The organism is Pelomonas cellulosilytica (genome assembly GCF_021353265.1).
GTDB lineage: Bacteria > Pseudomonadota > Gammaproteobacteria > Burkholderiales > Burkholderiaceae_C > Pelomonas > Pelomonas cellulosilytica.
The window spans coordinates 585,495-607,525 of sequence record NZ_JAJTWU010000001.1 but is presented as its reverse complement, the minus strand read 5'-3'; the positions used below and the strand labels follow the sequence as shown (position 1 = coordinate 607,525).

At 68.1% G+C, this 22,031-nt stretch carries 19 protein-coding genes; 2 read left to right on the top strand and 17 right to left on the bottom strand.

What is annotated here, in order from left to right; translation table 11 throughout:
* Positions 1–22 precede the first annotated feature (22 nt).
* The 9 genes from hisS to LXT13_RS02540 all read right to left on the bottom strand — a co-directional run bounded on the left by hisS (position 23) and on the right by LXT13_RS02540 (position 9,967).
* The gene (gene hisS / locus LXT13_RS02580) at positions 23–1,327 is read right to left on the bottom strand and encodes a histidine--tRNA ligase (RefSeq protein WP_233370038.1); all 1,305 of its coding nucleotides are present in this window, start codon (positions 1,325–1,327) and stop codon (positions 23–25) included.
* On the bottom strand, positions 1,328–2,584 hold the full coding sequence (gene ispG, locus LXT13_RS02575) for a flavodoxin-dependent (E)-4-hydroxy-3-methylbut-2-enyl-diphosphate synthase (protein ID WP_233370037.1): 1,257 nt from the start codon (positions 2,582–2,584) through the stop codon (positions 1,328–1,330).
* Entirely contained in the window at positions 2,584–3,519 is a 936-nt protein-coding gene (locus LXT13_RS02570; protein WP_233370036.1) for a helix-turn-helix domain-containing protein, read from the bottom strand. The genes ispG and LXT13_RS02570 overlap by 1 nt, the downstream gene beginning before the upstream one ends.
* Positions 3,509–4,315, bottom strand: coding sequence for a type IV pilus biogenesis/stability protein PilW (gene pilW, locus LXT13_RS02565; protein WP_233370035.1), 807 nt, complete (start codon positions 4,313–4,315; stop codon positions 3,509–3,511). Before pilW ends, LXT13_RS02570 begins: the two co-directional genes overlap by 11 nt.
* A complete protein-coding gene (gene rlmN / locus LXT13_RS02560; RefSeq protein ID WP_233370034.1) occupies positions 4,315–5,424 on the bottom strand; it encodes a dual-specificity RNA methyltransferase RlmN in 1,110 nt (369 codons plus the stop codon). The genes pilW and rlmN overlap by 1 nt, the downstream gene beginning before the upstream one ends.
* 43 nt (positions 5,425–5,467) lie before the next feature.
* A complete protein-coding gene (ndk, locus tag LXT13_RS02555; protein ID WP_233370033.1) occupies positions 5,468–5,896 on the bottom strand; it encodes a nucleoside-diphosphate kinase in 429 nt (142 codons plus the stop codon).
* Between the two features lie 85 nt (positions 5,897–5,981).
* Complete coding sequence (gene rluB, locus LXT13_RS02550) at positions 5,982–7,931, bottom strand: 23S rRNA pseudouridine(2605) synthase RluB (RefSeq protein WP_233370032.1); 1,950 nt, start codon at positions 7,929–7,931, stop codon at positions 5,982–5,984.
* The gene (scpB, locus tag LXT13_RS02545; RefSeq protein ID WP_233370031.1) at positions 7,928–8,713 is read right to left on the bottom strand and encodes an SMC-Scp complex subunit ScpB; all 786 of its coding nucleotides are present in this window, start codon (positions 8,711–8,713) and stop codon (positions 7,928–7,930) included. Before scpB ends, rluB begins: the two co-directional genes overlap by 4 nt.
* Before the next feature lie 249 nt (positions 8,714–8,962).
* Positions 8,963–9,967 (bottom strand): RluA family pseudouridine synthase, encoded by a 1,005-nt coding sequence (locus LXT13_RS02540; protein ID WP_233370030.1) that lies wholly within the window; start codon positions 9,965–9,967, stop codon positions 8,963–8,965.
* 44 nt (positions 9,968–10,011) lie between these two features.
* Between LXT13_RS02540 and LXT13_RS02535 the strand changes: the two genes are divergently transcribed.
* The gene (locus LXT13_RS02535) at positions 10,012–10,827 is read left to right on the top strand and encodes an outer membrane protein assembly factor BamD (RefSeq protein ID WP_233370029.1); all 816 of its coding nucleotides are present in this window, start codon (positions 10,012–10,014) and stop codon (positions 10,825–10,827) included.
* A gap of 167 nt (positions 10,828–10,994) precedes the next feature.
* Here the strand turns inward: LXT13_RS02535 and LXT13_RS02530 are convergent, their stop codons facing one another.
* Positions 10,995–13,061, bottom strand: a complete 2,067-nt coding sequence (locus LXT13_RS02530; protein ID WP_419964636.1) for a DNA repair helicase YoaA — start codon at positions 13,059–13,061, stop codon at positions 10,995–10,997.
* A complete protein-coding gene (locus tag LXT13_RS02525; protein WP_233370028.1) occupies positions 13,048–13,251 on the bottom strand; it encodes a YdcH family protein in 204 nt (67 codons plus the stop codon). The genes LXT13_RS02530 and LXT13_RS02525 overlap by 14 nt, the downstream gene beginning before the upstream one ends.
* A gap of 62 nt (positions 13,252–13,313) precedes the next feature.
* On the opposite strand from LXT13_RS02525, the gene LXT13_RS02520 reads away from it, so the two are divergent.
* A complete protein-coding gene (locus tag LXT13_RS02520; protein WP_233370027.1) occupies positions 13,314–14,084 on the top strand; it encodes a PP2C family protein-serine/threonine phosphatase in 771 nt (256 codons plus the stop codon).
* On the opposite strand, the gene LXT13_RS02515 is transcribed toward LXT13_RS02520, so the two are convergent.
* The 6 genes from LXT13_RS02515 to LXT13_RS02490 form a co-directional block, all read right to left on the bottom strand.
* Positions 14,085–14,690: a hypothetical protein gene (locus tag LXT13_RS02515; protein ID WP_233370026.1), complete on the bottom strand. Its 606-nt coding sequence runs from the start codon at positions 14,688–14,690 to the stop codon at positions 14,085–14,087.
* Complete coding sequence (zapE, locus tag LXT13_RS02510) at positions 14,687–15,787, bottom strand: cell division protein ZapE (protein WP_233370025.1); 1,101 nt, start codon at positions 15,785–15,787, stop codon at positions 14,687–14,689. Before zapE ends, LXT13_RS02515 begins: the two co-directional genes overlap by 4 nt.
* Before the next feature lie 7 nt (positions 15,788–15,794).
* A complete protein-coding gene (lpdA, locus tag LXT13_RS02505) occupies positions 15,795–17,216 on the bottom strand; it encodes a dihydrolipoyl dehydrogenase (RefSeq protein WP_233370024.1) in 1,422 nt (473 codons plus the stop codon).
* A 128-nt stretch (positions 17,217–17,344) separates the two neighbouring features.
* Positions 17,345–17,551, bottom strand: coding sequence for a hypothetical protein (locus tag LXT13_RS02500; protein ID WP_233370023.1), 207 nt, complete (start codon positions 17,549–17,551; stop codon positions 17,345–17,347).
* 187 nt (positions 17,552–17,738) lie between these two features.
* Positions 17,739–18,992, bottom strand: a complete 1,254-nt coding sequence (gene odhB / locus LXT13_RS02495; RefSeq protein ID WP_233370022.1) for a 2-oxoglutarate dehydrogenase complex dihydrolipoyllysine-residue succinyltransferase — start codon at positions 18,990–18,992, stop codon at positions 17,739–17,741.
* 90 nt (positions 18,993–19,082) lie between these two features.
* The gene (locus tag LXT13_RS02490) at positions 19,083–21,938 is read right to left on the bottom strand and encodes a 2-oxoglutarate dehydrogenase E1 component (protein ID WP_233370021.1); all 2,856 of its coding nucleotides are present in this window, start codon (positions 21,936–21,938) and stop codon (positions 19,083–19,085) included.
* Positions 21,939–22,031 lie beyond the last annotated feature (93 nt).

Sequence of the window (22,031 nt, the reverse complement as noted above, 5' to 3'; positions counted from 1 at the left end):
GTGTGCGGGCGAAGGCCCGGGATTATGCGGTGCGCAACTCGGCGGCCCAGGCGGCCACGTCGGCGAGGGGCCGGGCCTGCTGCTCGCTGCCGTCGCGCAGGGGTTTGACGGCCACTTCGCCACGGGCCAGCTCGTCACCGCCAAAGACCAGCGCAAAGCGCGCGCCCGATGCGTCGGCTTTCTTGAACTGGGACTTGAACGAGCCACCGCCCGCATGCATCTGCACGGCGACGCCCGCCGCACGCAGCGCCTCCAGCGTCGGCAGGATGCGCGGCAGGTCGGCCGGCTCGGGCACCACGGCGTAGGCATCGGGCGCGGCGGCGGGCGCCCGCAGATTCAGCGTGTCCAGCAGCAGCAGCAGCCGCTCCAGGCCCATGCCGAAGCCCACGGCCGGCGCGGGCTTGCCGCCGAGCTGCTCGATGAGGCCGTCGTAGCGGCCACCGGCGCAGACGGTGCCCTGGGCGCCGAGCTTGTCGGTCACCCATTCGAAGACGGTGAGGTTGTAGTAATCCAGCCCGCGCACGAGGCGCGGGTTGATGCGGTAGGCCAGGCCGACGGCATCCAGCAGCGCGCGCACGCCGTTGAAGTGGGCCAGCGAGGCTTCGCCCAGGAAGTCCAGCAGCTTCGGCGCCGCTTCGGCCATGGCCTGCATGGCGGGGTTCTTCGTGTCCAGCACGCGCAGCGGGTTGCTGTACATGCGGGCCTTGGCTTCCTCGTCCAGCACGTCCTGGTGCTGCTCCAGGTGCTTGATCAGCGCCTCGCGGTGCGCGCGGCGCTCCTCGGGCTGGCCCAGGCAGTTGATCTCCAGCGAAACGTCCTCGCCTTCCTTCAGGCCCAGCTCGCGCCACAGCGTGCGGGCCAGCAGGATGACCTCGGCGTCCACGTCAGGGCCAGCGAAGCCCAGCGCCTCGATGCCCATCTGGTGGAACTGGCGGTAGCGGCCCTTCTGCGGCTTCTCGCGGCGGAACATCGGGCCGACGTAGTACAGACGGCGCGGGCTGTCGCGCAAGTAGCTGTGCTCGATCATCGCGCGCACGACGCCGGCCGTGCCCTCGGGGCGCAGCGCCAGGTGCTCGGCCTGGCCATGCTTGTCGGCGCGGTCCTCGAAGGCGTACATCTCCTTCTCGACGATGTCGGTCACCTCGCCGATGCCGCGTACGAACAGCGCGGTGGGCTCGACGATGGGCACGCGCACGTTCTGGTAGCCGTAGCGTGCCAGCACGCTGCGCATGCTTGCCTCCAGCCATTCCCAGCGCGCCGATTCCGGCGGCAGGATGTCGTTCATGCCCTTGACGGCCTGCAAGGGCTGCATCTTCTTCTCGGTCATTCAGACGGTCGCGCCGAAGCGCTTCTCGATGTAGTTCTCGACCAGCGCGTGAAACTCCTGCGCGATGTTGTCGCCGCGCAGTGTCAGGGCCTTCTGGCCGTCAATGAAGACGGGCGCCGCCGGCGCCTCACCGGTACCGGGCAGGCTGATGCCGATGTCGGCATGCTTGCTTTCGCCGGGGCCGTTGACGATGCAGCCCATGACGGCCACCTTCATCTCCTCGACGCCGGGGTACTTGTTGCGCCAGACCGGCATCTGCAGTCGCAGGAAGTCGTCGATCTGCTTGGCCAGCTCCTGGAAGGTGGTGCTGGTCGTGCGGCCGCAGCCCGGGCAGGCCGTGACACTCGGGTTGAAGTGGCGCAGGCCAAGCGCCTGCAGGATCTCCAGCGCCACGACGACTTCCTGCGTGCGCGCCTCGCCCGGCTGCGGCGTGAGGCTCACGCGGATGGTGTCGCCGATGCCCTCCTGCGCGAGGATGCCCAGCGCGACGGACGAGGCCACCGTGCCCTTGGTGCCCATGCCGGCTTCGGTCAGGCCCAGGTGCAGCGCATAGTCGCTGCGGCGGGCCAGCTCGCGGTAGACCGAGATCAGGTCCTGCACGCCGCTGACCTTGCAGCTGATGATGATGTTGTCGGGGTTGAAGCCCAGCTCGGTGGCATAAGCCGCCGAGGTCAGCGCGGACTCGACGAGCGCCTGGTACATGACCGGCTTGGCACCCCAGGGCTCGGCACGGCGGGCGTTGTCGTCCATGAACTGCGCGAGCAGCTCCTGGTCCAGGCTGCCCCAGTTGACGCCGATGCGCACGACCTTGTCGTACTTCATCGCCGCTTCGATCATCTGCGCGAACTGCCTGTCCTTCTTGTCGCCCTTGCCGACGTTGCCGGGGTTGATGCGGTACTTGGACAGGGCCTGGGCCATCGCCGGGTACTCGGTCAGCAGCCGGTGTCCGTTGTAGTGGAAGTCGCCCACCAAAGGCACGTCGATGCCCATGCGGTCCAGCTGCTCGCGGATGTAGGGCACCTGCTCCGCAGCTTCGGGCGTGTTCACCGTGATGCGCACCAGCTCCGAGCCGGCGATGGCCAGCTCCTTGACCTGGATGGCCGTGCCGATGGCGTCCACCGTGTCGGTGTTCGTCATGGATTGCACGCGCACCGGCGCGTCACCGCCAATAGTGACGACGCGGTTGCCCCAGGTCACGCGGGCCTGGCGGCTGCGGCGCTGTGCCGGGGCGGCTTCGGGGATGGGGGTGGCGCTCATCAATTCAACTCCAGACGGGCGACGTTGTTGCTGCCTCGGGCGGCGAGGTCGACCGGCGAACCGCGCCACTCGACCTGGGTGCCACGGACGTTGCCGACGCGCACCTTGTAGGGCGGCGCGCCGCTGAAGGCCTGCTGCTCGCCTTCGCGCAGCACGCGCGACAGCAGCATCTGGCCCTTGGCATCGACGACCTCGACCCAGCTCTCCGCGGTTGCAGTGACGCGCAGCGCGGGCGTGCCGACCGCCGGCGGTGCCGCCACCTCGCGCACCTGCAGCGGCGCCGAGGCCACGACGGCAGGCGTCGGCGTCGGCGTCGGCATCGCCGACGCAGCGGCGGCGGGCTGCAACACAGCCGGCGTCGAAGGCGTCGTGGCCGCCGGCGGCGCTGCTACGAACTCCACCGGTGCGCTCGCGGCGGACGTGACCGTGCCGGAGACCGCCTGCGGCGCCTCGGCCGACGTGTCGCGACTGGGCAGCCAGCTGGCCGGCATCCAGTAGAGGGCCGCGGCGACGACCAAGAGCGCCGCCAGGCCCCAGACGACCGGCCGCCGCACCAGCGACGACACGCCGAGGTCGACCGTGCCGCCGCTGCCACGCTCACGGAAGGGCTGGTTCAGGCCCGGGCGCATGTCGAACTCGCTGGCGCTCGTGCGTGGCAGCAGCGCCAGCACGGGCGCCGGGTCCACCTTCAGCGCGCGGCACATCGCCGTCGCCAGCGCGCGGGCAAAGGTCGCGTCGGGCAGGTCGTCATAGCGGTCGGCCTCCAGCGCTTCCAGCTTGGCCTGCGGCACCTTGAGCATGACGGCCAGTGCAGCGATATGCAGGCCGCGCTGCTGCCGCACGTTCCTCAACCACGCGCCGGCGGTGGCGGGGCGCTCGCGGCCCTCGGGTGTCGATTCCATCGTCTTGTTCTTGGGACCTGTCTCAATCGTCATAGCGGCCGGCATCCAGCGACTGGGTCTCCGGCGCCTGCGGGAACTTGCGGCGCAGCGCCAGCGCCAGATCGTCCACGGCGTTGGTGTTGCCGAGCTTGCGCTCGATGCGCAGCTGCAGCCAGAGGCTCTGCGCGTTGAGCTGGTCGGGCTGGTCGTTGACGCGCTTGACGTAGAAGCGCGCGCGCTCGAGCTCGTGGTTGCGGAACAGCACCTCGGACAGGTTGACCGCGATGACCGGGCTGCCCGGATCCAGTTCGAAGGCGCGCGACAGCGTCTTCTCGGCCACCAGCATGCGGCCGCCACGGGCCTCGCACACGCCCTTGGCGAGCAGCGTGCGCGCCGGTGCCCGGTAGGTGGACTGGGCCACCGCCTGGTCGAACAGCGCGTCGGCCGTCTGCCAGCGCTGCTGCTGGCACATGAACCAGCCGTAGTTGTGCAGCGTATCGGGGTCGTTAGGGTAGATGCTCAGCGCGCGGCGGAAGGTGTCTTCAGCGAGCTGTGTGTCGCCCATCGAGGCATAGATAAGGCCACGCAGGTTCACAGCCTCGCGCATGTCCGGCCGGGCCTGCAGCGCAAGCTTGAGTTCGTCCAGCGCCGTGTTGAACTGGCCGCGCGAGAAATAGCCCTGTGCCAGCTCCAGCCGAATGGCGGCTCGGCGGTCGGCGTCCGTCTGGTCGGAATCGGTCTTGATCTCGCGGTCGGCAGAGGGGGCCGTGCCGGTGTGGGCGCAGGCCGCCAGCATCACGGCGGCCAGGACAGGCAGCAGTCGCTTCATCAAACCCTCGGAGAAGTTCATCACGTGGATTTGGCCACCGTGACCGGGGCCCTGACCATGCGGATATGCGCGCGGGTTCGGTCCTGCACCTCACCCGCCAGTTGACCGCAGGCGGCGTCGATGTCGTCGCCGCGCGTCTTGCGCACTGTCGTCACGATACCCGCCTGCACCAGCACCACGGCGAACGCCTGCACGCGGGCATTCGTGCTGCGCACTAGACCGCTGGCCGGGAAGGGATTGAACGGGATCAGGTTGACTTTGCAGTTCACCCGGTGCTTCAGCAGCTTGACGAGTTCGCGAGCCTGCTCCGGCGCGTCATTCACCTCCTGCAGCATGCAGTACTCGAAGGTGATGAAGTCGCGCGGCGCCTTCTCGAGGTAGCGGTTGCAGGCGTCCAGCAGCTCGGCGATCGGGTACTTCTTGTTCAGCGGCACCAGCTGGTCGCGCAGCGGGTCGGTCGGCGCATGCAGGCTGACGGCCAACGCCACGGGGCAATCCTCGCGCAGGCGGTCGATCATCGGCACGACGCCGGAGGTCGACACCGTCACGCGGCGGCGGCTGAGGCCGTAGCCGTGGTCGTCCAGCATCGTCCTGAGCGCCGGCACGAGCTGGTCGTAGTTCTGCAGCGGCTCGCCCATGCCCATCATCACGACGTTCGAGATCACACGCTCGTCCGTGTTCTGGCGCTGGCGCAGGTTGTGCTCAGCAAACCAGAGCTGGGCAACGATCTCGGCCGTCGTCAGGTTGCGGCTGAAGCCCTGATGGCCCGTGGAGCAGAAGCGGCAGCCCACGGCGCAGCCGGCCTGGCTGGAGATGCATAGCGTGCCCCGATCGTCTTCCGGGATGAAGACGGCTTCCACGGCATTCCCGGCGCCAACGTCGAACAGCCACTTGATCGTGCCGTCCGCCGACACATGCTCGGAGATGACGTCCAGGCCGCGGATGAGGGCGCGGCCGGCGAGCTTCTCGCGCAGGGACTTCGCAAGGTCGGACATCTGCTCGAAGTCAGACGCGCCCTTCTGGTGGATCCAGCGGAACAGCTGGGTCGCACGGAACTTCTTTTCACCCAGTTGCTCGCAGTACGCGGCCAAGCCTGGGAGATCGAATCCGAGCAGGTTGACCGCGTCCATGGGAACTTCCTGGGCCGGGGTCACCGACCCCGTGAGGGAGAAATCAGCGTCCAGCGTAGACGTTCATGCCGGGGAAGAAGAACGCCACTTCGACGGCGGCGGTTTCCGGGGCGTCAGAGCCGTGAACAGCATTGGCGTCGATGCTGTCGGCGAAGTCGGCGCGGATGGTGCCCTTCTCGGCCTTCTTCGGGTCGGTGGCGCCCATCAGCTCGCGGTTCTTCAGGATGGCGCCTTCGCCTTCCAGCGCCTGGATCATCACCGGGCCGGAGATCATGAAGTTGACCAAGTCGTTGAAGAACGGGCGGGCCTTGTGCACGGCGTAGAAGGCTTCAGCTTCACCACGCGACAGGTGGACCATCTTGGCCGCGATGACCTTCAGGCCGGCGCCTTCGAAGCGGGCGTAGATCTGGCCAATGACGTTCTTCGCCACGGCATCGGGCTTGATGATGGACAGGGTGCGTTCGATCGCCATGGGATTCTCCTGAGGGGACTGATTAGACAAAGCCCGCGATTGTAGCGGTGCGGGATGACCCTGAGGCGCGGGTCACCCGGGGCTGTCAGCGTTGGCGGCCGCCAAAACCACCGCCCTTGCCGCCCTTGCCGCCACGGTTGCCACCGCCGCCGCCGCCGCGGCGCAGATAGGCATCGGCGCCGATGTAGCCGACCGACGTCTGCATCGGGTCCGGCTCGCGCGGACCGCCACCCTTCTGCGGCCTGGCCGGTTTGCCTTGGCCCTGGGCGCTGCCGCCCGCACCGAAGCCCTGCGGGATGCCGCGCTTGCCACTGGTGGCGAAGCGGCGGTCGAAGGTCTGCTCCAGGGGATTGATGTGATGCGGGATGAAGTCGTCATCCTCCTCGTCATCGTCCCGCCGCTGCACCCGCTCCTCGCGCGGCGGGCGCGGCTGCTGCGCCTCGGGCGGGCGGCTCGGGCGCGGACCGACACCGGCATGGCGGTCGTCGGAGCGGCGCTTGTTGCGGTCCTTGTCCTTCTTGCCACCCTGCTGCTGTTGCACCTGCTGGCCATTGTTGGAAACGTGTCCGGCCAGCCGGCGGATGACGCGCACGTCGTCGTCGCCCAGCTCCACCCAAACGCCACGCTTCAGGCCACGCGGCAGCACCACGGTGCCGTAGCGGATGCGGATGAGCCGGCTGACGACCAGGCCCACCGCTTCGAACAGCTTGCGCACCTCGCGGTTGCGGCCCTCGGTGATGACGACGCGGTACCAGCGGTTGACGCCCTCGCCGCCGCCGTCTTCGATGCTCTTGAAGGCAGCCGTCTGACCCTCGACGTTGACACCCTCCAGCAGCCGGCTGCGCTGATCGTCGGACAGCGAGCCCAACACGCGTGCGGCGTATTCGCGCTCGACGCCGAAGCGCGGATGCATCAGCTGGTTGGCCAGCTCACCGGAGTTGGTGAACAGCAACAACCCTTCGGTGTTGATGTCCAGCCGACCGACAGACTGCCACTTCTGGCCCTGCACACGGGGCAGCGTGCGGAACACCGTGGGGCGACCTTCAGGGTCGTTGAAGGTCGAGACCTCGCCAGTGGGCTTGTGGTAGGCCAGGATGCGTGGGTTGGGTGGGGAGATGCGCACGCGCACATCCTTGCCGTTGACCTTGACGCGATCACCGAACGAGATGCGCTGGCCGACATGCGCGACCTCGCCGTTCACCTCGATCTTGCCGTCGGCGATCCACTCCTCGATGTCGCGACGGGAACCGATGCCGGACTGCGCCAGCACCTTCTGCAGCTTCGGCGAGTCCACATCGGCCGCGAGCACGCGCTTGCCTTCGCCGTCGGCCGCCTCGGCCTCGTCGGGTTCGGGCCGCAGCTTCGGCAACTCGCCGACCGGCCCCTCGGATTCCGCATCCAGCGTGCCCGACAACACGTCGGCGAACCGGGCGCCCGCAGCCTCCACCAGCTCCGGCGTGGCGGCCGGGCCGGACAGGCCCTCGACCACAGCCGCCGGGCCGACACCGGGCTCGCCAGCCGGCCGCTCGCCCCGCTCCTTGCGGTTGCGCCGGCGGTTGCGGCCGCGTCCACCCCGCTCGCCGCCCTCGCCGTCTTCACCACCGTCCTCGCCCCCTTCCCCATCGTCACCCGCGTCGACCGCCGGCGCCGACACCTCGATGGCGTCGCCCAGCGTGAACAGCGGCAGCGTCGCCGGCTCGGGCGACACGTTGGCGGCAGACGCTTCCGCCGCCGGCGCCGCGTCCTCGACCTTCGCTGCCTTGCGGGGCGCGCGCTTGCGGGCGGGCGCCGGCGCCTCGTCGGCGGCGGCCTGTGACAGCGCATCGCCCGCATCGGCCGCGGGCTCCGCGGTCACATCGGCCGCTTTGCGACGTGTGCGCTTCACTGGCGCGGGAGCAGCCTCCACCAGGGTTTCGGGCGCCACGGCAGCGTCGGCAGCGGCTTTGGCGGTCGTGCGGCGCCGCTTGGGCACGGCGGGCGCCTCGGCATCAGCGGCGGGAGGCAGGGCTTGATCTTGGTCGGCAGCGTCGTTCATGCGGATTCAGGCAGGGGTTGCGGGGGCGGGTCGTTGGGTTCAGAAGGGGGAATGACAGGGGTGCCATCGACACCGAACAGGCTCAGGCTCGGCGGTGGCACATCGGCGGCAGGCTCGGCCTCCGCAGCTTCGGCCACCGGGGCTTCGGCAGCAGCAGCCTCTGGCAAGGCGGGTTCAGCGGCAACGGCCTCGTCGGCCGACGGCTCAACGGGCGCCGGCTCGTCGGTATCGAGCAGTTGCCCCTGCAGGGCCTCGAAGGCCGGGGGCGCGGTGCCGACGTCAAGCGCCGGCAACTGCTCAAGGCTCGCCAGGCCCAGATCGTCCAGAAAGGTCTTGGTCGTCGCATACAGCGCCGGGCGCCCGGGCGTCTCGCGGTGGCCGATGGCGTCAACCCAGCCGCGGTCCTCCAGCTGTTTGATGATCTGGCTGGCCACGACGACGCCCCGGATGTCCTCGATGTCGCCGCGGGTCACGGGCTGCCGGTAGGCAATGATGGCCAGCGTCTCCATGACGGCACGCGAGTAGCGCGGCGGCTTTTCCGGATGCAGCCGGTCGAGGTACTCGCGCAGCTCGGGCCGGCTCTGGAAGCGCCAGCCCGAGGCTAGCGCCACCAGCTCGACGCCCTTGCCTTCCCAGTCGCGCATCAGCTCGTCGAGCAGGCCGCGCACGCTGTCAGCGCCCAGTTCGTCGGCGAACAGGCTGCGCATCTCGCGCAGCGTCAGTGGCTGCGAGGCACAGATCAGCGCGGTTTCGAGGACGCGCTTGGCATCCTGGGTGTTCATGAACTCAACTTCGCACCCTCAATGGGTAGAGCTCTGGCGTTGGCCCCGGGGGCCCGGGCGCTCATCAAGCGTGCAGCCGGGCGGCTGGGACGGGTCTTGCATCGGGCGCGGGCCTGGCCTTCAAGGGGCCGGCAGTTTCCGCGAGCTGGTTGGCGGCGTCCGGACTCAACTTCGAACCCACGACGGGCTGCATCCATATCGGACCACAGCGCGCTCTAAGCACGACAACCGGAGTGCATTGTAGCCACGTCAGCCAGCCAGCCCCGCAGCGCCAATTTGCGCCCACGCACCAGCCAGGTCGGCGGGCAGCGGCGCTTGGAACCGGAGTTCCGCGCCGGTGACCGGATGATCGAGGGTCAATCGGGCCGCATGCAGCGCCTGGCGCAGCAGGCCCAGCGCCGGTACGCCACCGTACAGTGTATCGGCCAGCAGCGGGTGCCCGGCGTGTGCGAGGTGCACGCGGATCTGGTGCGTGCGCCCGGTATGCAGCACGCAGTGCACGGCGCTGGCGGGTCGCCCGCCGGCCTCGCCCACGCCCAACGGGAACACATCTGTGCGGGCCGGCTTGCCCTGCCCCGCTGGCGCGATGGCCATCTTCACGCGCGACACCGGGTCGCGCCGCAGCGGCTGCTCGACGGTGAAGGCCCCTTCGATACGCCCCCAAGCCAGCGCGAGGTACTCGCGATGCACGTCGCGCGCGGCGATCGCACGGCTCAACGCCGTCACGGCCTCCAGCGTCTTGCCGACGACCATGAGGCCGCTGGTGTCCTTGTCCAGCCGGTGCACGATGCCGGCGCGCGGCAGCGTCGCCGCGGCCGCGTGGTGGGCCAGCAGACCGTTCATCAGCGTGCCCGACCAGTTGCCGGCCGCGGGATGCACGACGAGGCCGGCCGGCTTATTGACGACCAGCAGGTGCTCGTCCTCGAAGACTAGGTCCAGCACCATCGGCTCGGCGCGGAAGGCGCGGCTCTCGTCGGTGGGTTGCAACTCGACCTCGACATGCTGGCCGGCGCGCAGCCTGTGCGCCGTCTTGGCCTGCGGCCGGCCGTCGATGGATACGCAGCCGCGTTCAACCAATGCCTGCAGGTGGTTGCGCGAGAACTCCGGCGCCAGCCCCGTGAGCCACCGGTCCAGCCGCTCGCCATGCCCACCGGCGTCAACGTCGGCTGCACGTCGCTCGACGGCGTCGGGCGCTGCATCTCCAGCATCATCGTCCGGCTCGTCGGTAACCCCCGCCCTATACTTCGCGCCCATTGTTCAGTGTGACCGGGCCGGCAACAGCGCCCCCGACTTCAGACATGTTTGTTGAGAAAAACCAGGCCGGTCGCGCCATCATCGGCGCCTTCTTCGTGGCCCTCGCGCTTGGCCTGAGCGGCTGCGGCTCCACGCCGAAGGAGGATCCGAACTCCCAGGCCGCCCTCGACAAATTGTATGCAGACGTCAAGGACGACCTGAACTCCGGCAGCTACGAGCGGGCCATCAAGACGCTCGAGAAGATCGAAGGTCGCGCCGCCGGCACGACGATGGGCCAGCAGGCCACGCTCGACCTGGCCTGGGCCTATCACAAGACCGGCGAGCGCGCGCAGGCCGTGACGACGCTAGACCGTTTCATTAAGCTCAACCCGTCCAGTCCGGCGATGGACTACGCCCTCTACATGAAGGGCATCGTCAACTTCAACGAGGACCTGGGTCTGTTCGGCCGCCTCGCGAACCAGGACGTCGCCGAGCGCGACCAGCAGGCCTCGCGCGAAGCGATGCTGGCCTTCCGCCAGCTGGTCGAGCAGTTCCCGGAATCGAAGTACGCCTCCGACGCGCAGACGCGGCTGGACTTCATCACCAACACGCTGGCGGCCTACGAAGTGCACGTTGCGCGCTATTACTTCAACCGCAAGGCCTACGTGGCTGCGGCCAACCGCGCACAGTCCGCAGTGGCCGAGTTCCAGTACGCGCCGTCCGTCGAGGAGGCGCTCTACATCATGAGCGAGAGCTACGACCAGCTCGGCCTGACGCAGCTGCGCGACGACGCGCGCCGCGTCCTCGACAAGAACTTCCCGAGCAGCATCTACGGCACCAACGGCGCAGCGCGCAAGAAGCCGTGGTGGCAACTCTGGTGAGCTGAATCCAACGGGCCTCTAAGGCCCGTTTTTTCTAACCAATCCAAGCGCCAGGCCGCTCAAGGCCGCTGGCGAGTCGATGCCGCAAGTGGCCCTGCCCGCTCGGAGAGACCAATCAGGAGCGCCCGCATTCAGCGCGGCGAAACCGGGCAAGGACACGGCTTCTTTCAGGCCCGCTCCTCGTTGAGCAACTGCAGCCATGCCAGCGCCTCGGCCTCGTTGGCCACCGGCGTCATGGGCGGCAGCGCGGCGCGCAGGCGGCGGCCATAGTTCATGCCGGCCATTCGCGGGTCGCACACGACCAGCAGGCCGCGGTCGGTCTCGGTGCGGATGAGCCGCCCGGCGCCCTGCTTCAATGCGATGGCGGCCTCGGCGATGAAGTAGTCCGAGAACGCATTGCGCCCCTCGGCTTCCAGCCGCTTCACGCGCGCCTCGACGAGCGGATCGTTCGGCGGCGGGAATGGCAGTTTGTCGATGACGACGCATTGCAGCGCGTCACCCGGCACGTCGATACCCTCCCAGAAGCTGGCCGAGCCGACCAGCACCGAGGCCGGGTTGTCGATGAAGCGCTGCAGCAGCATGCGCTTGGGCAAGGCGCCCTGCTGCAGCACGGCGATCGCATCGCCCGCTTCTTCGAAACGCTCGCGCAGCCCGTCCGACACGGTCTGCAGGTTGCGCAGAGTCGTCGTCAACACGAAGGTCCGGCCGCCAAGCGCCCGCGCAAGACGTGAGGCCAGCAGCGCGACACTGGCAGGGTGCTGTGGATCGGCAGGCTTCGGGAAGCCGCGCGGCACATACAGCCGCGCATGCGTCGGGTAGTCGAACGGGCTGCCCACGCGCAGCACCTCGGCCTCGGTCAGCCCGGCCGGCTCGGTGAACCAGGTCAGCCGCTCGTCGTCGCCCAGCGTGGCCGACGTGAACACCCAGGCTTTGCTCGATCCCTGCGGGCCTTGTAGTTGCTCCTGCATCGCCTCGCGGATGTCCAGCGGCGACTCGACCAGCCGCGCCGCATGTGGGCTGATGTCGATCCAGCGCACGTCGCCAGGGTCCGGCTCGACGGCGAACCGCCGGGCGAGGTCGCGCAACTGCTGCGCCCGCTCGCAAAGGCGGGCGAAGTCGGGCGCCGCCTCGCGCACCGCGGTGAGCGCGCCCAGCGCCTCGGCGCAGGCCTGCTCGACGCCCACCAGCGCGGCCGCGAAGGCCGGTTGCGCGGCACGCTCCTTCCAGGCGAGTTTCAGCGTGCCGCGCAACTCGCGGCCCGCCGTGGCCAGCGAGCCGGCAGCGGCAAGGCGCAGCTCGCGGGAGGCCTTCTCGACCCCGGCATGCAGCGCCTGCCAGTCGTGCACACCGCGGGCGTGGGCCAGGCCCTGGGCGAGCGTGTCCCGCGCGAAGTCGATCAGCGCAGCCGTACCCAGCAGCGTGCCGAGGAACTGCACGCCGGCCTCTGCCAGCTGATGCGCCTCGTCGAACACGGCGATCTCTACGCTGGGCAGCAGCTCGGCCACGCCCGTGTCGCGCAGCGTCATATCAGCGAAGAACAGGTGGTGGTTCACGACGACGACATCCGCCTCCATCGCTTCGCGCCGCGCCTTGACGACGAAGCAGCCTTTCCAGTCAGGGCACTCCTGACCCAGGCAGTTCTCGCGGCTGGAGCTGACGATGGGGATGATGGGCGAGCGCTCGTCCAGGCCGTCGATCTCGGCGAAATCGCCCGTCGCGGTGCCCAGCGCCCAGCGCTCGACTCGCGCCAGCGCCAGCGCGGTGCGGCGGTCCGGGAAGTCGCCAGACACCCGGGCCTCCTTCATACGGTGCAGGCACAGATAACTGCTGCGCCCCTTCAGCAGCGCCAGGCGCACAGGAGTGTTGAGCGCCTTGGCCAGCCGCGGCAAGTCGCGCAGGAAGAGTTGGTCCTGCAGGCTTTTGGTAGCTGTGCTGACCAGCGCGCGGCTGCCGGCCAGCAGCGTCGGCACGAGGTAGGCAAAGGTCTTGCCGACGCCAGTGCCGGCCTCCACAACCAGCGCCTGACGGCGGCCCAGCGCGCGGGCGACGGCGCGGCTCATCTGCAGCTGGGGCTCCCGCGGCTTGTAGCCCGGGTCTAGCCGCGCGAGCGGCCCGCTCAAGTCGAACGCCGCCTCCACGGCCTGCACCAGTTCATCGGCAGCCGGCGGCGTAGCGGGCGGTGCGGCGTCCAGCGCATCCAGCCAGTCGTCGAGCTCCAGGTCAGGCGAGGTCATCGGGCTCGGTTGTCGCTTCCAGGCGGGCCATCATGTCCCGCAGCGCCAGCCGACGCTTCTTCAGCCGCTGCAGGGCCAGCTCATCGACGGGCGGCTGCGTGGCCAGACGGTCGATCATGGCGTCGAGGTCGGCGTGCTCGATGCGCAACTCGATCAGCCGCCTCGTCAACGAGTGAAGTTGTTCATCCATCCGAGGGGTTTCTGGGGAAGGTCGCGAGGAGCGCCGAGCTCACTGCCCAGTATAGTTTTCGGATGCCTTCCTCCACCGACGTCGGGTTCCGACTCACTGCTGCCACCGGCACCCATCGTGGTGACCGCGCCTACCAACAGGACCAGGTGGCCGTCGTCGCCCACCCACGCCTGGAAGGCTGTGTGATGGGCATCGTGGCCGATGGCATGGGCGGCAAGAGTGGCGGGCGCAAGGCGGCCGATCAAGTCATCCTGACGGCGCGCCAGCTGTTCGAGCGCTATTCGCCAGATGACGAATCACCGGCGGAACTGCTGAGCCAGATCGCCTCCGAGGCTCACCTGATGATCAAGCTGACGGCCATCTCCGCCGAGGAGGAGCCGCACAGCACGATCGCCGGGTTCGTCATCACGAGCGACCGCTGCGCACACTGGATGCATTCGGGCGACTCGCGCATCTACTGGTTCCGCGGCGCCCGGCTCGTCAAGCGCACGATGGACCACTCCTACGTGCAGCGCCTCGTCGATGAAGGCCAGCTCACGGAGGCCGAGGCGAGTTCCCACCCGCAGAGCAACCTGCTGACGGCCTGCCTGGGCACGGCCCAGGATCCGACCTCCACATCGGAGCGCCTGGAAGCCCTGGAAGTGGGTGACACGATGATGTGCTGCAGCGACGGGCTGTGGCACTACTTCACCGCGCAGGAACTCGGCAGCGTGCTTTACAGCCTGCCGCCCCGCGAGGCCGCCGAACTGCTGATCAGCAAGGCGCGTCAGCGTGCGCGCGGCGGCGGCGACAACCTGTCGATTGCCATCGTCAAGCTCGAAGCGCTCGACTGACTACTTCGACGCTGCCGACGCGCTGGGCAACGGCAGAGGCGCAGCCAGCGGCTTGGTTCGCGCCTTCTGTCGCGCCTCGTGTTCCGCCTGGCGCTCGCGCAAAAGCTGTTGTCGCGTTTCGCTGCGCTCACGCCGCCTCGCCGCCTCGGCCTCCGCCTGGCTGGCGGCCTGGCGACGTTCACGCTCCAGCGCTTCAGGGCTGCGCGCACGCGGCGCGTGGGACGCCGCGGAAGCCGCCGCCACCGCGGCAACCGGGCCGCGGCTGGGGCGCTGTGCGTCCTCCTGCGTCGCGGCCAGTTCACGCTCGCGCACGCGTTGCGCCTGGGCATCCGCCCGCACCCGGCGCTCCTCGGCAGCCAGCTCATGCTCGCGACGAACCAGCGGCGCGAGCTCGGCGTTGCGGCGCTCGCGCAGCGCTTCGACGCAGGCGTTGACGGCGAAACGCTGCTCGCACTCGGCCTTGTCACGGGCAAAGCGCTGCTCAATGTCAACCCGCCGGGCGGCCAGCTCGGCGCGCGTCGCCGGCTGGGCCACGGCACTGCCGATCACCAGGGCGAGGCCCGTCGCAGCCCAAAGACGCAACTGGCGTGCAAAGAGCGATGTCATGTCAACGACGTGTCCACTTCGCGGCGGGCCAGCGCCAGGTATTCCGCCGAGCGCATCTCCTGCAGACGCGACACCGTGCGGGGAAACTCGTGCGCAAGCGGCCCTTCGGTGTAGAGCTGCTCGGCCGGCACGGCGGCCGAGATGATGAGCTTGACGCGGCGGTCGTAGAGCACGTCGACCAGCCACGTGAAGCGCCGCGCCTCGCTGGCCAGCCGCACCGGCATCTCCGGCACGTCGGATAGGATGACCGTGTGGAACTGGCTGGCCAGCTCCAGATAGTCGTTCTGCGAGCGCGGACCGCCGCACAGCACCTGGAAGTCGAACCAGACGACGCCACCGGCGCGGCGCCGCGCCTGCAACAACCGGTGCTCGATCATCAGCCGCGGGTCCTCGTCCTGCGCCTCGGCCAGCGACTCGAACGCCTGCGTCAGTGCGGCCTCGTTGGCTTCGCTGATCGGCGTCAGGTAGAGGTTCATGTCCTCCAGCGTGCGCTGCCGGTAGTCGGTGCCGTTGTCGACGTTGATGACTTCGAGGTGTGCCTTCAGCAGCTCGATGGCCGGCAGGATGCGGTCGCGGTGCAGGCCGTTCGGGTAGAGCTCGTCCGGGTGGAAGTTGGACGTCGTGACGATGCTCACACGGTTGCGGAACAGAGCGTCCAGCAGCCGGTGCAGGATCATCGCGTCGGTCACGTCGGCGACGTGGAACTCGTCGAAGCAGATGAGTCGGAAACGGCGCGAGATGCGCTTGCCCAGCTCCTCCAGCGGGTCGGCGATGCCCTTGAGCTCCTGGAGCTCGCGGTGCACCTCGCGCATGAACTCGTGGAAGTGCAGCCGCGTCTTGCGCGTCAGCGGCACAGCCTGGAAAAAGCAGTCCATCAGGAAGCTCTTGCCGCGGCCCACGCCGCCGAACATGTAGACGCCGCGCGGGATCGGCGGCCGCACGAGCAGCTTCGTCACTGCATTGCTGCGGCGCGACTTGTAGGCCTGCCACTCGTCCTGGCAGCGCTGCAGGGCCGACACGGCGCGCAGTTGCGCCGGGTCGGCCTTGTAGCCGCGCTCGGCCAGCGTCAGCTGGTAGAGCTCGGTAACTTCAGCCACGTCGTGATCAGAAGTTCAGGGTGCGCTTGTCGACGGCCAGCGCGGCTTCCTTCGTCGCCTCAGACAGCGACGGATGCGCGTGGCAGATGCGGGCGATGTCTTCGGCACTCGCCTTGAACTCCATCGCGACGACGGCTTCGGAGATCAGCTCGGAAGCGAAAGGGCCGATGATGTGCACACCCAGGATCTCGTCGGTCGTGGCGTCGGCCAGGAACTTGACGAAGCCTGTCGTGTCGCCCAGCGCGCGGGCGCGGCCGTTGGCCAGGAAGGGGAACTGGCCGGCCTTGTAGGCCACGCCTTCGGCCTTCAGCTGCTGCTCGGTCTTGCCGACCCAGGCAATCTCCGGCGAGGTGTAGATGACCCACGGAATGGTGTTGAAGTTGACGTGCCCGTGCTGGCCAGCGATGCGCTCGGCCACAGCCACGCCCTCTTCCTCGGCCTTGTGCGCGAGCATTGGGCCGCGCACCACGTCGCCAATGGCCCAGACGCCCGGCAGATTGGTCCTGCACTCGTCGTCCACGACGATGGCACCCCGCTCGTCGAGTTTCAGGCCCACGGCGTCCGGCGCAAGACCGATCGTGTTGGGTACGCGGCCGATGGAGACGATGAGCTTGTCGACCTCCAGCGTCTTGGCTTCGCCCTTCGCATCGGTATAGGCGATGCTGACGCCCTTCTTGGACGTCTTGATGTCACCGACCTTCACGCCGAGCTGGATGTCCAGGCCCTGCTTCTTGAAGACCTTGGCGGCTTCCTTGGCGATGCTTTCGTCGACGGCGCCCAGGAAGGTTGGCAGGCCTTCCAGCACGGTCACTTCAGCGCCAAGGCGGCGCCACACCGAGCCCATCTCCAGGCCGATGACGCCCGAGCCGATGACGCCCAGCTTCTTCGGGACCGCACCGACGCGCAGCGCACCGTCGTTGGACAGGATGTGCTCCTCGTCAAACGCCGCGCCCGGCAGCGCGCGGGCGTTGGAGCCGGTCGCGACGATGACCTGCTTGGCAAAGATCACTTCCTCGCCCGCCTTGATCTCATAACCGCCATCCTTGGCGGCGACGAACGAGCCGCGGCCGTGGAAGAAAGTCACCTTGTTCTTCTTGAACAGGTAGACGATGCCGTCGTTGTTCTGCTTCACGACCTGGTCCTTGCGGGCCAGCATCTTGGCGACGTCCATCTTGACGTTGTCGGCCGTGATGCCGTGGTCGCCGAAGTGGTGGTTCAGCTGCTCGTAGTGCTCACTGGACTGCAGCAGCGCCTTGGACGGGATGCAGCCGACGTTGGTGCAGGTGCCGCCTAGCGCCGGGCCGCCCTTGTCGTTCTTCCATTCGTCGATGCAGGCCGTGTTCTGGCCCAGCTGCGCCGCACGGATGGCCGCGATGTAGCCGCCGGGGCCGCCGCCGATGACGACGACGTCGAATTGCTTGGTGCTCATGGAATCAGTTCACTTTCAGTTTGACGAGCTGGCCGCTTTGTTACACGACCAGATAGGTGTCGATTTGCTTGGCAAGGTCGTGCGCACGCTGCCGGGCGCGCTCAAACGCCGCGGCGGCATTTCGAAAGTCAGCGCACTTGGCGGTGGACAGCATTGGCACTAGGGGCTTGGCGCTTTTCATGAGTCGCTCCAATCAAGCACACGAAGAACAACTCGATCTGGTAGCCGGCCCGGTTCCAGCGCTCGATGGAGCGGGCAAAGGCTCGACCGCTGAAGGTGGTTTCGAAAGCAAAGCTCTCTCGCCGCTGCACGTGCCGCTCGATCTCCGACAGCATCAGCCGCCCGGCCGCCGACGCCGCCGTCTGTGGCGCGAACGGCGCCAGTCCAGCGGGAATCAAATCGGCGTTGACTTAGACGGGACATTGCGCTTCCTGCGGCAGGAGCACCCTCACGAATGTCGTCTTGCCGGCGCCGTTCGGGCCGGCAATGACGATGACGCGAGGGGCCGCCGACGACATCACGTCAGATGTCGAACAGCAGGCGGGCCGGGTCCTCGAGCGCTTCCTTCATCGTCACCAGGCCCAACACGGCTTCGCGGCCGTCGATGATGCGGTGGTCATACGACATCGCGAGGTAGTTGATCGGGCGCACGACGATCTGGCCGTTCTCGACCACGGCGCGGTCCTTCGTGGCGTGCACGCCCAGGATGGCCGATTGCGGCGGGTTGATGATAGGCGTGGACAGCATGGAGCCGAAGACACCGCCGTTGGAGATAGAGAAGGTGCCACCCGACAGATCGTCCAGCGACAGCTTGCCTTCCTTGGCCTTCTGGCCGAACTCGGCGATCTTCTTCTCGATATCGGCGAAGCTGAGCTGGTCGACGTTGCGCAGCACCGGCACGACGAGGCCGCGCGGCGAGCCGACGGCGATGCCGATGTCGAAGTAGCCGTGATAGACGATGTCGTTGCCGTCGACCGAGGCGTTCAGAACCGGGTACTTCTTCAGCGCGGCGACGGCGGCCTTCACGAAGAAGCTCATGAAGCCCAGCTTCACGCCGTGTTCCTTCTCGAACTTCTCCTGGAACTTCTTGCGCATCTCCATGACCGGGGCCATGTTGACTTCGTTGAAGGTGGTCAGGATGGCGTTGGTGGCCTGAGACTGCAGCAGGCGCTCGGCGATGCGGGCGCGCAGGCGGGTCATCGGCACGCGCTGTTCGGGGCGGTCGCCGAGGTTCTGCGCGACGGGCGCGGACACGGCCGGCAGCGGCTTGGCCACGGCGGGTGTGGCGGGCACGACCAGCGGCGCGGCGGCCGGCTTGGCGGACGCGGCCAGCGCGTCGCCCTTGGTCACGCGGCCGTCCTTGCCTGAGCCAGCGACGTCCGTCGCGGCCAGGCCCTTCTCGGCCAGGATCTTGGCGGCGGCGGGCATGGCCACGTCACCCTTGTTGCCGCCGATGGCAGCAGGCGCGGCAGCCGGCGTGGCGGCGGGCGCCGGTGCGGCAGCAGCAGGCGCAGGGGCGGCGGCACCGGCCTTGCCCTCGGTGTCGATCTTGGCGAGCAGCTGCTGGCTGGTGACGGTGCTGCCGTCAGCCACGCCGATCTCGGCCAGCACGCCGGAGGCCGGTGCGGGCACTTCGAGCACGACCTTGTCGGTCTCGATCTCGACGAGCGTCTCGTCGACGGTGACGGCTTCGCCGGGCTTCTTTTTCCAGGTCAGCAGCGTGCCCTCGGAAACGGATTCGGAAAACTGGGGAACTTGGACGTCAACGATGGCCATGGTGTGAGGCTCCGTGTCTTTTATTCGGTGTGGAGGTGCGCAGGCGCGAACGAACGCAGCGCCGCGAAAGGGGCGCTGCGTTGATCGGCTTTATTTGGTGAGGATGAAGCCCTTGAGCTTGGCGAAGGCCTGGTCCAGCAGCGCCTTCTGCTGCTCCTGGTGCAGGTGCGCGTAGCCGCAGGCAGGGCTGGCGCTGGCCGGGCGGCCGGCGTAGCCGAGCTTCTGGCCTTCGACCATGTTCTCGTGAACATAGTGCTGCACGAAGAACCAGGCGCCCTGGTTCTGCGGCTCGTCCTGGCACCAGACGATGTCGGTAGCGTTCGGGTACTTCTTCAGCTCGGCCGCGAAGGCCTTGTGCGGGAAGGGGTACAGCTGCTCGACGCGGATGATGGCCACGTCGTGGTGCTTCTTCTCGGCGCGCGTCTTGACCAGGTCGTAATAGACCTTGCCGGAGCAGGCGATGACGCGCTTGACCTTGTCGGCCACCAGCGTCGTGTCCTGCTCGCCGATGACGGTCTTGAACTCGCCCTTGGTGAAGTCGGACAGCGGCGACGTCGCATCCTTCGCGCGCAGCAGGCTCTTGGGCGTCATGATGACCAAGGGCTTGCGGAACATGCGAAGCATCTGGCGGCGCAGCACGTGGAAGATCTGCGCCGCGTTGGTGGGCTGCACGATCTGCATGTTGTTGTCCGCAGCCAGCTGCATGAAGCGCTCCAGGCGGGCCGAGCTGTGCTCGGGGCCCTGGCCTTCGTAGCCGTGCGGCAACATCATCGTCAGGCCGTTGGAGCGGCCCCACTTCACTTCTCCGGAGGCGATGAACTGGTCGATGACGACCTGGGCGCCGTTGACGAAGTCGCCGAACTGGGCTTCCCAGATGGTCAGCGTGTTGGGCTCGGCAGCGGCGTAGCCGTACTCGAAGCCCAGCACCGCCTCTTCGGACAGGATGGAGTCGATGACGGTGAACGGCGCCTGGCCTTCGGCGACGTTCTGCAGCGGGATGTAGATGCCGTCGTCCCAGTTCGTGCGGTTCTGGTCGTGCAGCACGGCATGGCGGTGCGTGAACGTGCCGCGGCCGCTGTCCTCGCCGGACAGGCGCACCGGGTAGCCGCTGGCCACCAGGGACGCGAAGGCCATGGACTCGCCCATGCCCCAGTCGATGTTGATCTCGCCGCGACCCATCGCGGCGCGGTCGGCGTAGAGCTTGGCGACGAGGTTATGCGGAGCGAAGTCCTTGGGCAGCGTCGTCAGCTTCTCGGACAGGCGCTTCCACTCGGTGACCGGGATGGCCGTGTCGCAGCTGTCCGTCCACTTCTTGCCGAGGAAGGGCGACCAGTCGGTCGCGAACTTGCTCTTGAAGTTGGTCAGCACCGGGTCGACGGTGTGGCGGCCTTCGTCCATCGCCGCGCGGTAGACCTTGACCATCTCGTCCGGCCCCTCGGCGGGCAGCACGTTCTGCGCGACGAGCTTGTCGCCGTAGACCTTGCGGGTGCCAGGGTGCGTGCCGATCTTCTTGTACATCAGCGGCTGCGTCAGCGCGGGCGTGTCCTGCTCGTTGTGGCCCAGCTTGCGGAAGCAGACGATGTCCAGCACCACGTCCTTCTTGAACTCGGCGCGGTAGTCCATGCACAGCTGCATGGCCCAGACGACGGCCTCAGGGTCGTCGCCGTTCACGTGCAGCACCGGCGCCTCGATCATCTTGACGACGTCGGAGCAGTACCAGGTGGAGCGCAGGTCGCGCGGGTCGCTGGTCGTGAAGCCGATCTGGTTGTTGATGACGATATGCACCGTGCCGCCCGTGCGGTAGCCGCGGGTCTGCGCCATCGCCAGCGTTTCCTGCACAACGCCCTGGCCGCCGAAGGCCGCGTCGCCGTGCACCAGCACGGGCAGCACCTGCACGCCGACCTTGTCGCCGCGGCGGTCCTGGCGGGCGCGCACGCTGCCTTCCACGACCGGGTTGACGATCTCGAGGTGAGACGGGTTGAAGGCCAGGCTCAGGTGCACCGGGCCACCGGCCGTCGACACGTCGGAGCTGAAGCCCTGGTGGTACTTCACGTCGCCGGCCGGCAAGTCTTCCGCGGCCTTGTGCTCGAACTCTGCGAACAGGTCCGCCGGCATCTTGCCCAGCGTGTTGACCAGCACATTCAGGCGGCCACGGTGGGCCATGCCGATGACGATTTCCTGTACGCCACGCTCGCCGGCGCGCTGGATCAGCTCGTCCATGGCCGCGATGAAGCTCTCGCCGCCTTCCAGCGAGAAGCGCTTCTGGCCGACGTACTTGGTGTGCAGGTAGCGTTCCAGGCCTTCGGCGGCCGTCAGGCGGTCGAGGATGTGCTTCTTCTTCTCGGGGCCGAAGCTGGGCTTGCCGCGGGCCTTCTCGAGACGCTCCTGCCACCAGCGCTTCTCGGCCGGGTCGGAACCGTGCATGAACTCGGCGCCGATGGAGCCGCAGTAGGTCTCGCGCAGCGCCTGGACGATCTGGCGCAGCGTCATCGTCTCGCCACCGAAATAGCTGTTCACGGCGCTGAACGAGATATCCATGTCGGACTCGGTCAGATCGTAGAACGCGGGGTCGAGTTCGGGGATCTTGGGGCGCTCGGCGCGCTTGAGGGGGTCCAGCTCGGCCCAGCGGTTGCCGAGGAAGCGGTAGGCCGCGATCAGCGACTGGACGTGGACCTGCTTGCGGGCCACTGCCAGGTCAGCGCTGCTGGCCTTGTTGGCGAACGCATTGGCCTTGGCGCGTTGGGCGAAAGATTCGATGACCGGCGCATGGGCCACGTCGCGGGCCTCGCTGCCGTCCACGGCGGGGACGTGCTGGAGGGCGTCGAAGTAGGCGCGCCAGTTGTCGGGCACGGAGCCCGGGTTGTCGAGGTAGGCCTCGTACATCTCCTCTACATACGGCGCGTTCCCGCCGAACAGGTAGGAGTTCGACCTGTATTGCTGCATCATCTTTCGCTCACCTCATGCCCCGGTTTCCAGGGAGTTGGCTGGTTGAAGAACCTTCCGCGACACGGCTCGACCGGTTGGCGGATTGCGACCCAC

Excerpts from the sequence above, each read along its gene's own strand:
- LXT13_RS02515 (WP_233370026.1), bottom strand. The coding sequence starts at position 14,690 with ATGACATCGCTCTTTGCACGCCAGTTGCGTCTTTGGGCTGCGACGGGC.
- ispG (WP_233370037.1), bottom strand. The coding sequence starts at position 2,584 with ATGAGCGCCACCCCCATCCCCGAAGCCGCCCCGGCACAGCGCCGCAGC.
- rluB (WP_233370032.1), bottom strand. The coding sequence starts at position 7,931 with ATGAACGACGCTGCCGACCAAGATCAAGCCCTGCCTCCCGCCGCTGAT.
- hisS (WP_233370038.1), bottom strand. The coding sequence starts at position 1,327 with ATGACCGAGAAGAAGATGCAGCCCTTGCAGGCCGTCAAGGGCATGAAC.
- LXT13_RS02540 (WP_233370030.1), bottom strand. The coding sequence starts at position 9,967 with ATGGGCGCGAAGTATAGGGCGGGGGTTACCGACGAGCCGGACGATGAT.
- lpdA (WP_233370024.1), bottom strand. The coding sequence starts at position 17,216 with ATGAGCACCAAGCAATTCGACGTCGTCGTCATCGGCGGCGGCCCCGGC.
- rlmN (WP_233370034.1), bottom strand. The coding sequence starts at position 5,424 with ATGGACGCGGTCAACCTGCTCGGATTCGATCTCCCAGGCTTGGCCGCG.
- LXT13_RS02520 (WP_233370027.1), top strand. The coding sequence starts at position 13,314 with ATGCCTTCCTCCACCGACGTCGGGTTCCGACTCACTGCTGCCACCGGC.
- LXT13_RS02500 (WP_233370023.1), bottom strand. The coding sequence starts at position 17,551 with ATGCTGTCGGAGATCGAGCGGCACGTGCAGCGGCGAGAGAGCTTTGCT.
- LXT13_RS02490 (WP_233370021.1), bottom strand. The coding sequence starts at position 21,938 with ATGATGCAGCAATACAGGTCGAACTCCTACCTGTTCGGCGGGAACGCG.
- scpB (WP_233370031.1), bottom strand. The coding sequence starts at position 8,713 with ATGAACACCCAGGATGCCAAGCGCGTCCTCGAAACCGCGCTGATCTGT.
- ndk (WP_233370033.1), bottom strand. The coding sequence starts at position 5,896 with ATGGCGATCGAACGCACCCTGTCCATCATCAAGCCCGATGCCGTGGCG.
- LXT13_RS02530 (WP_419964636.1), bottom strand. The coding sequence starts at position 13,061 with ATGACCTCGCCTGACCTGGAGCTCGACGACTGGCTGGATGCGCTGGAC.
- LXT13_RS02570 (WP_233370036.1), bottom strand. The coding sequence starts at position 3,519 with ATGACGATTGAGACAGGTCCCAAGAACAAGACGATGGAATCGACACCC.
- pilW (WP_233370035.1), bottom strand. The coding sequence starts at position 4,315 with ATGAACTTCTCCGAGGGTTTGATGAAGCGACTGCTGCCTGTCCTGGCC.
- odhB (WP_233370022.1), bottom strand. The coding sequence starts at position 18,992 with ATGGCCATCGTTGACGTCCAAGTTCCCCAGTTTTCCGAATCCGTTTCC.
- LXT13_RS02525 (WP_233370028.1), bottom strand. The coding sequence starts at position 13,251 with ATGGATGAACAACTTCACTCGTTGACGAGGCGGCTGATCGAGTTGCGC.
- LXT13_RS02535 (WP_233370029.1), top strand. The coding sequence starts at position 10,012 with ATGTTTGTTGAGAAAAACCAGGCCGGTCGCGCCATCATCGGCGCCTTC.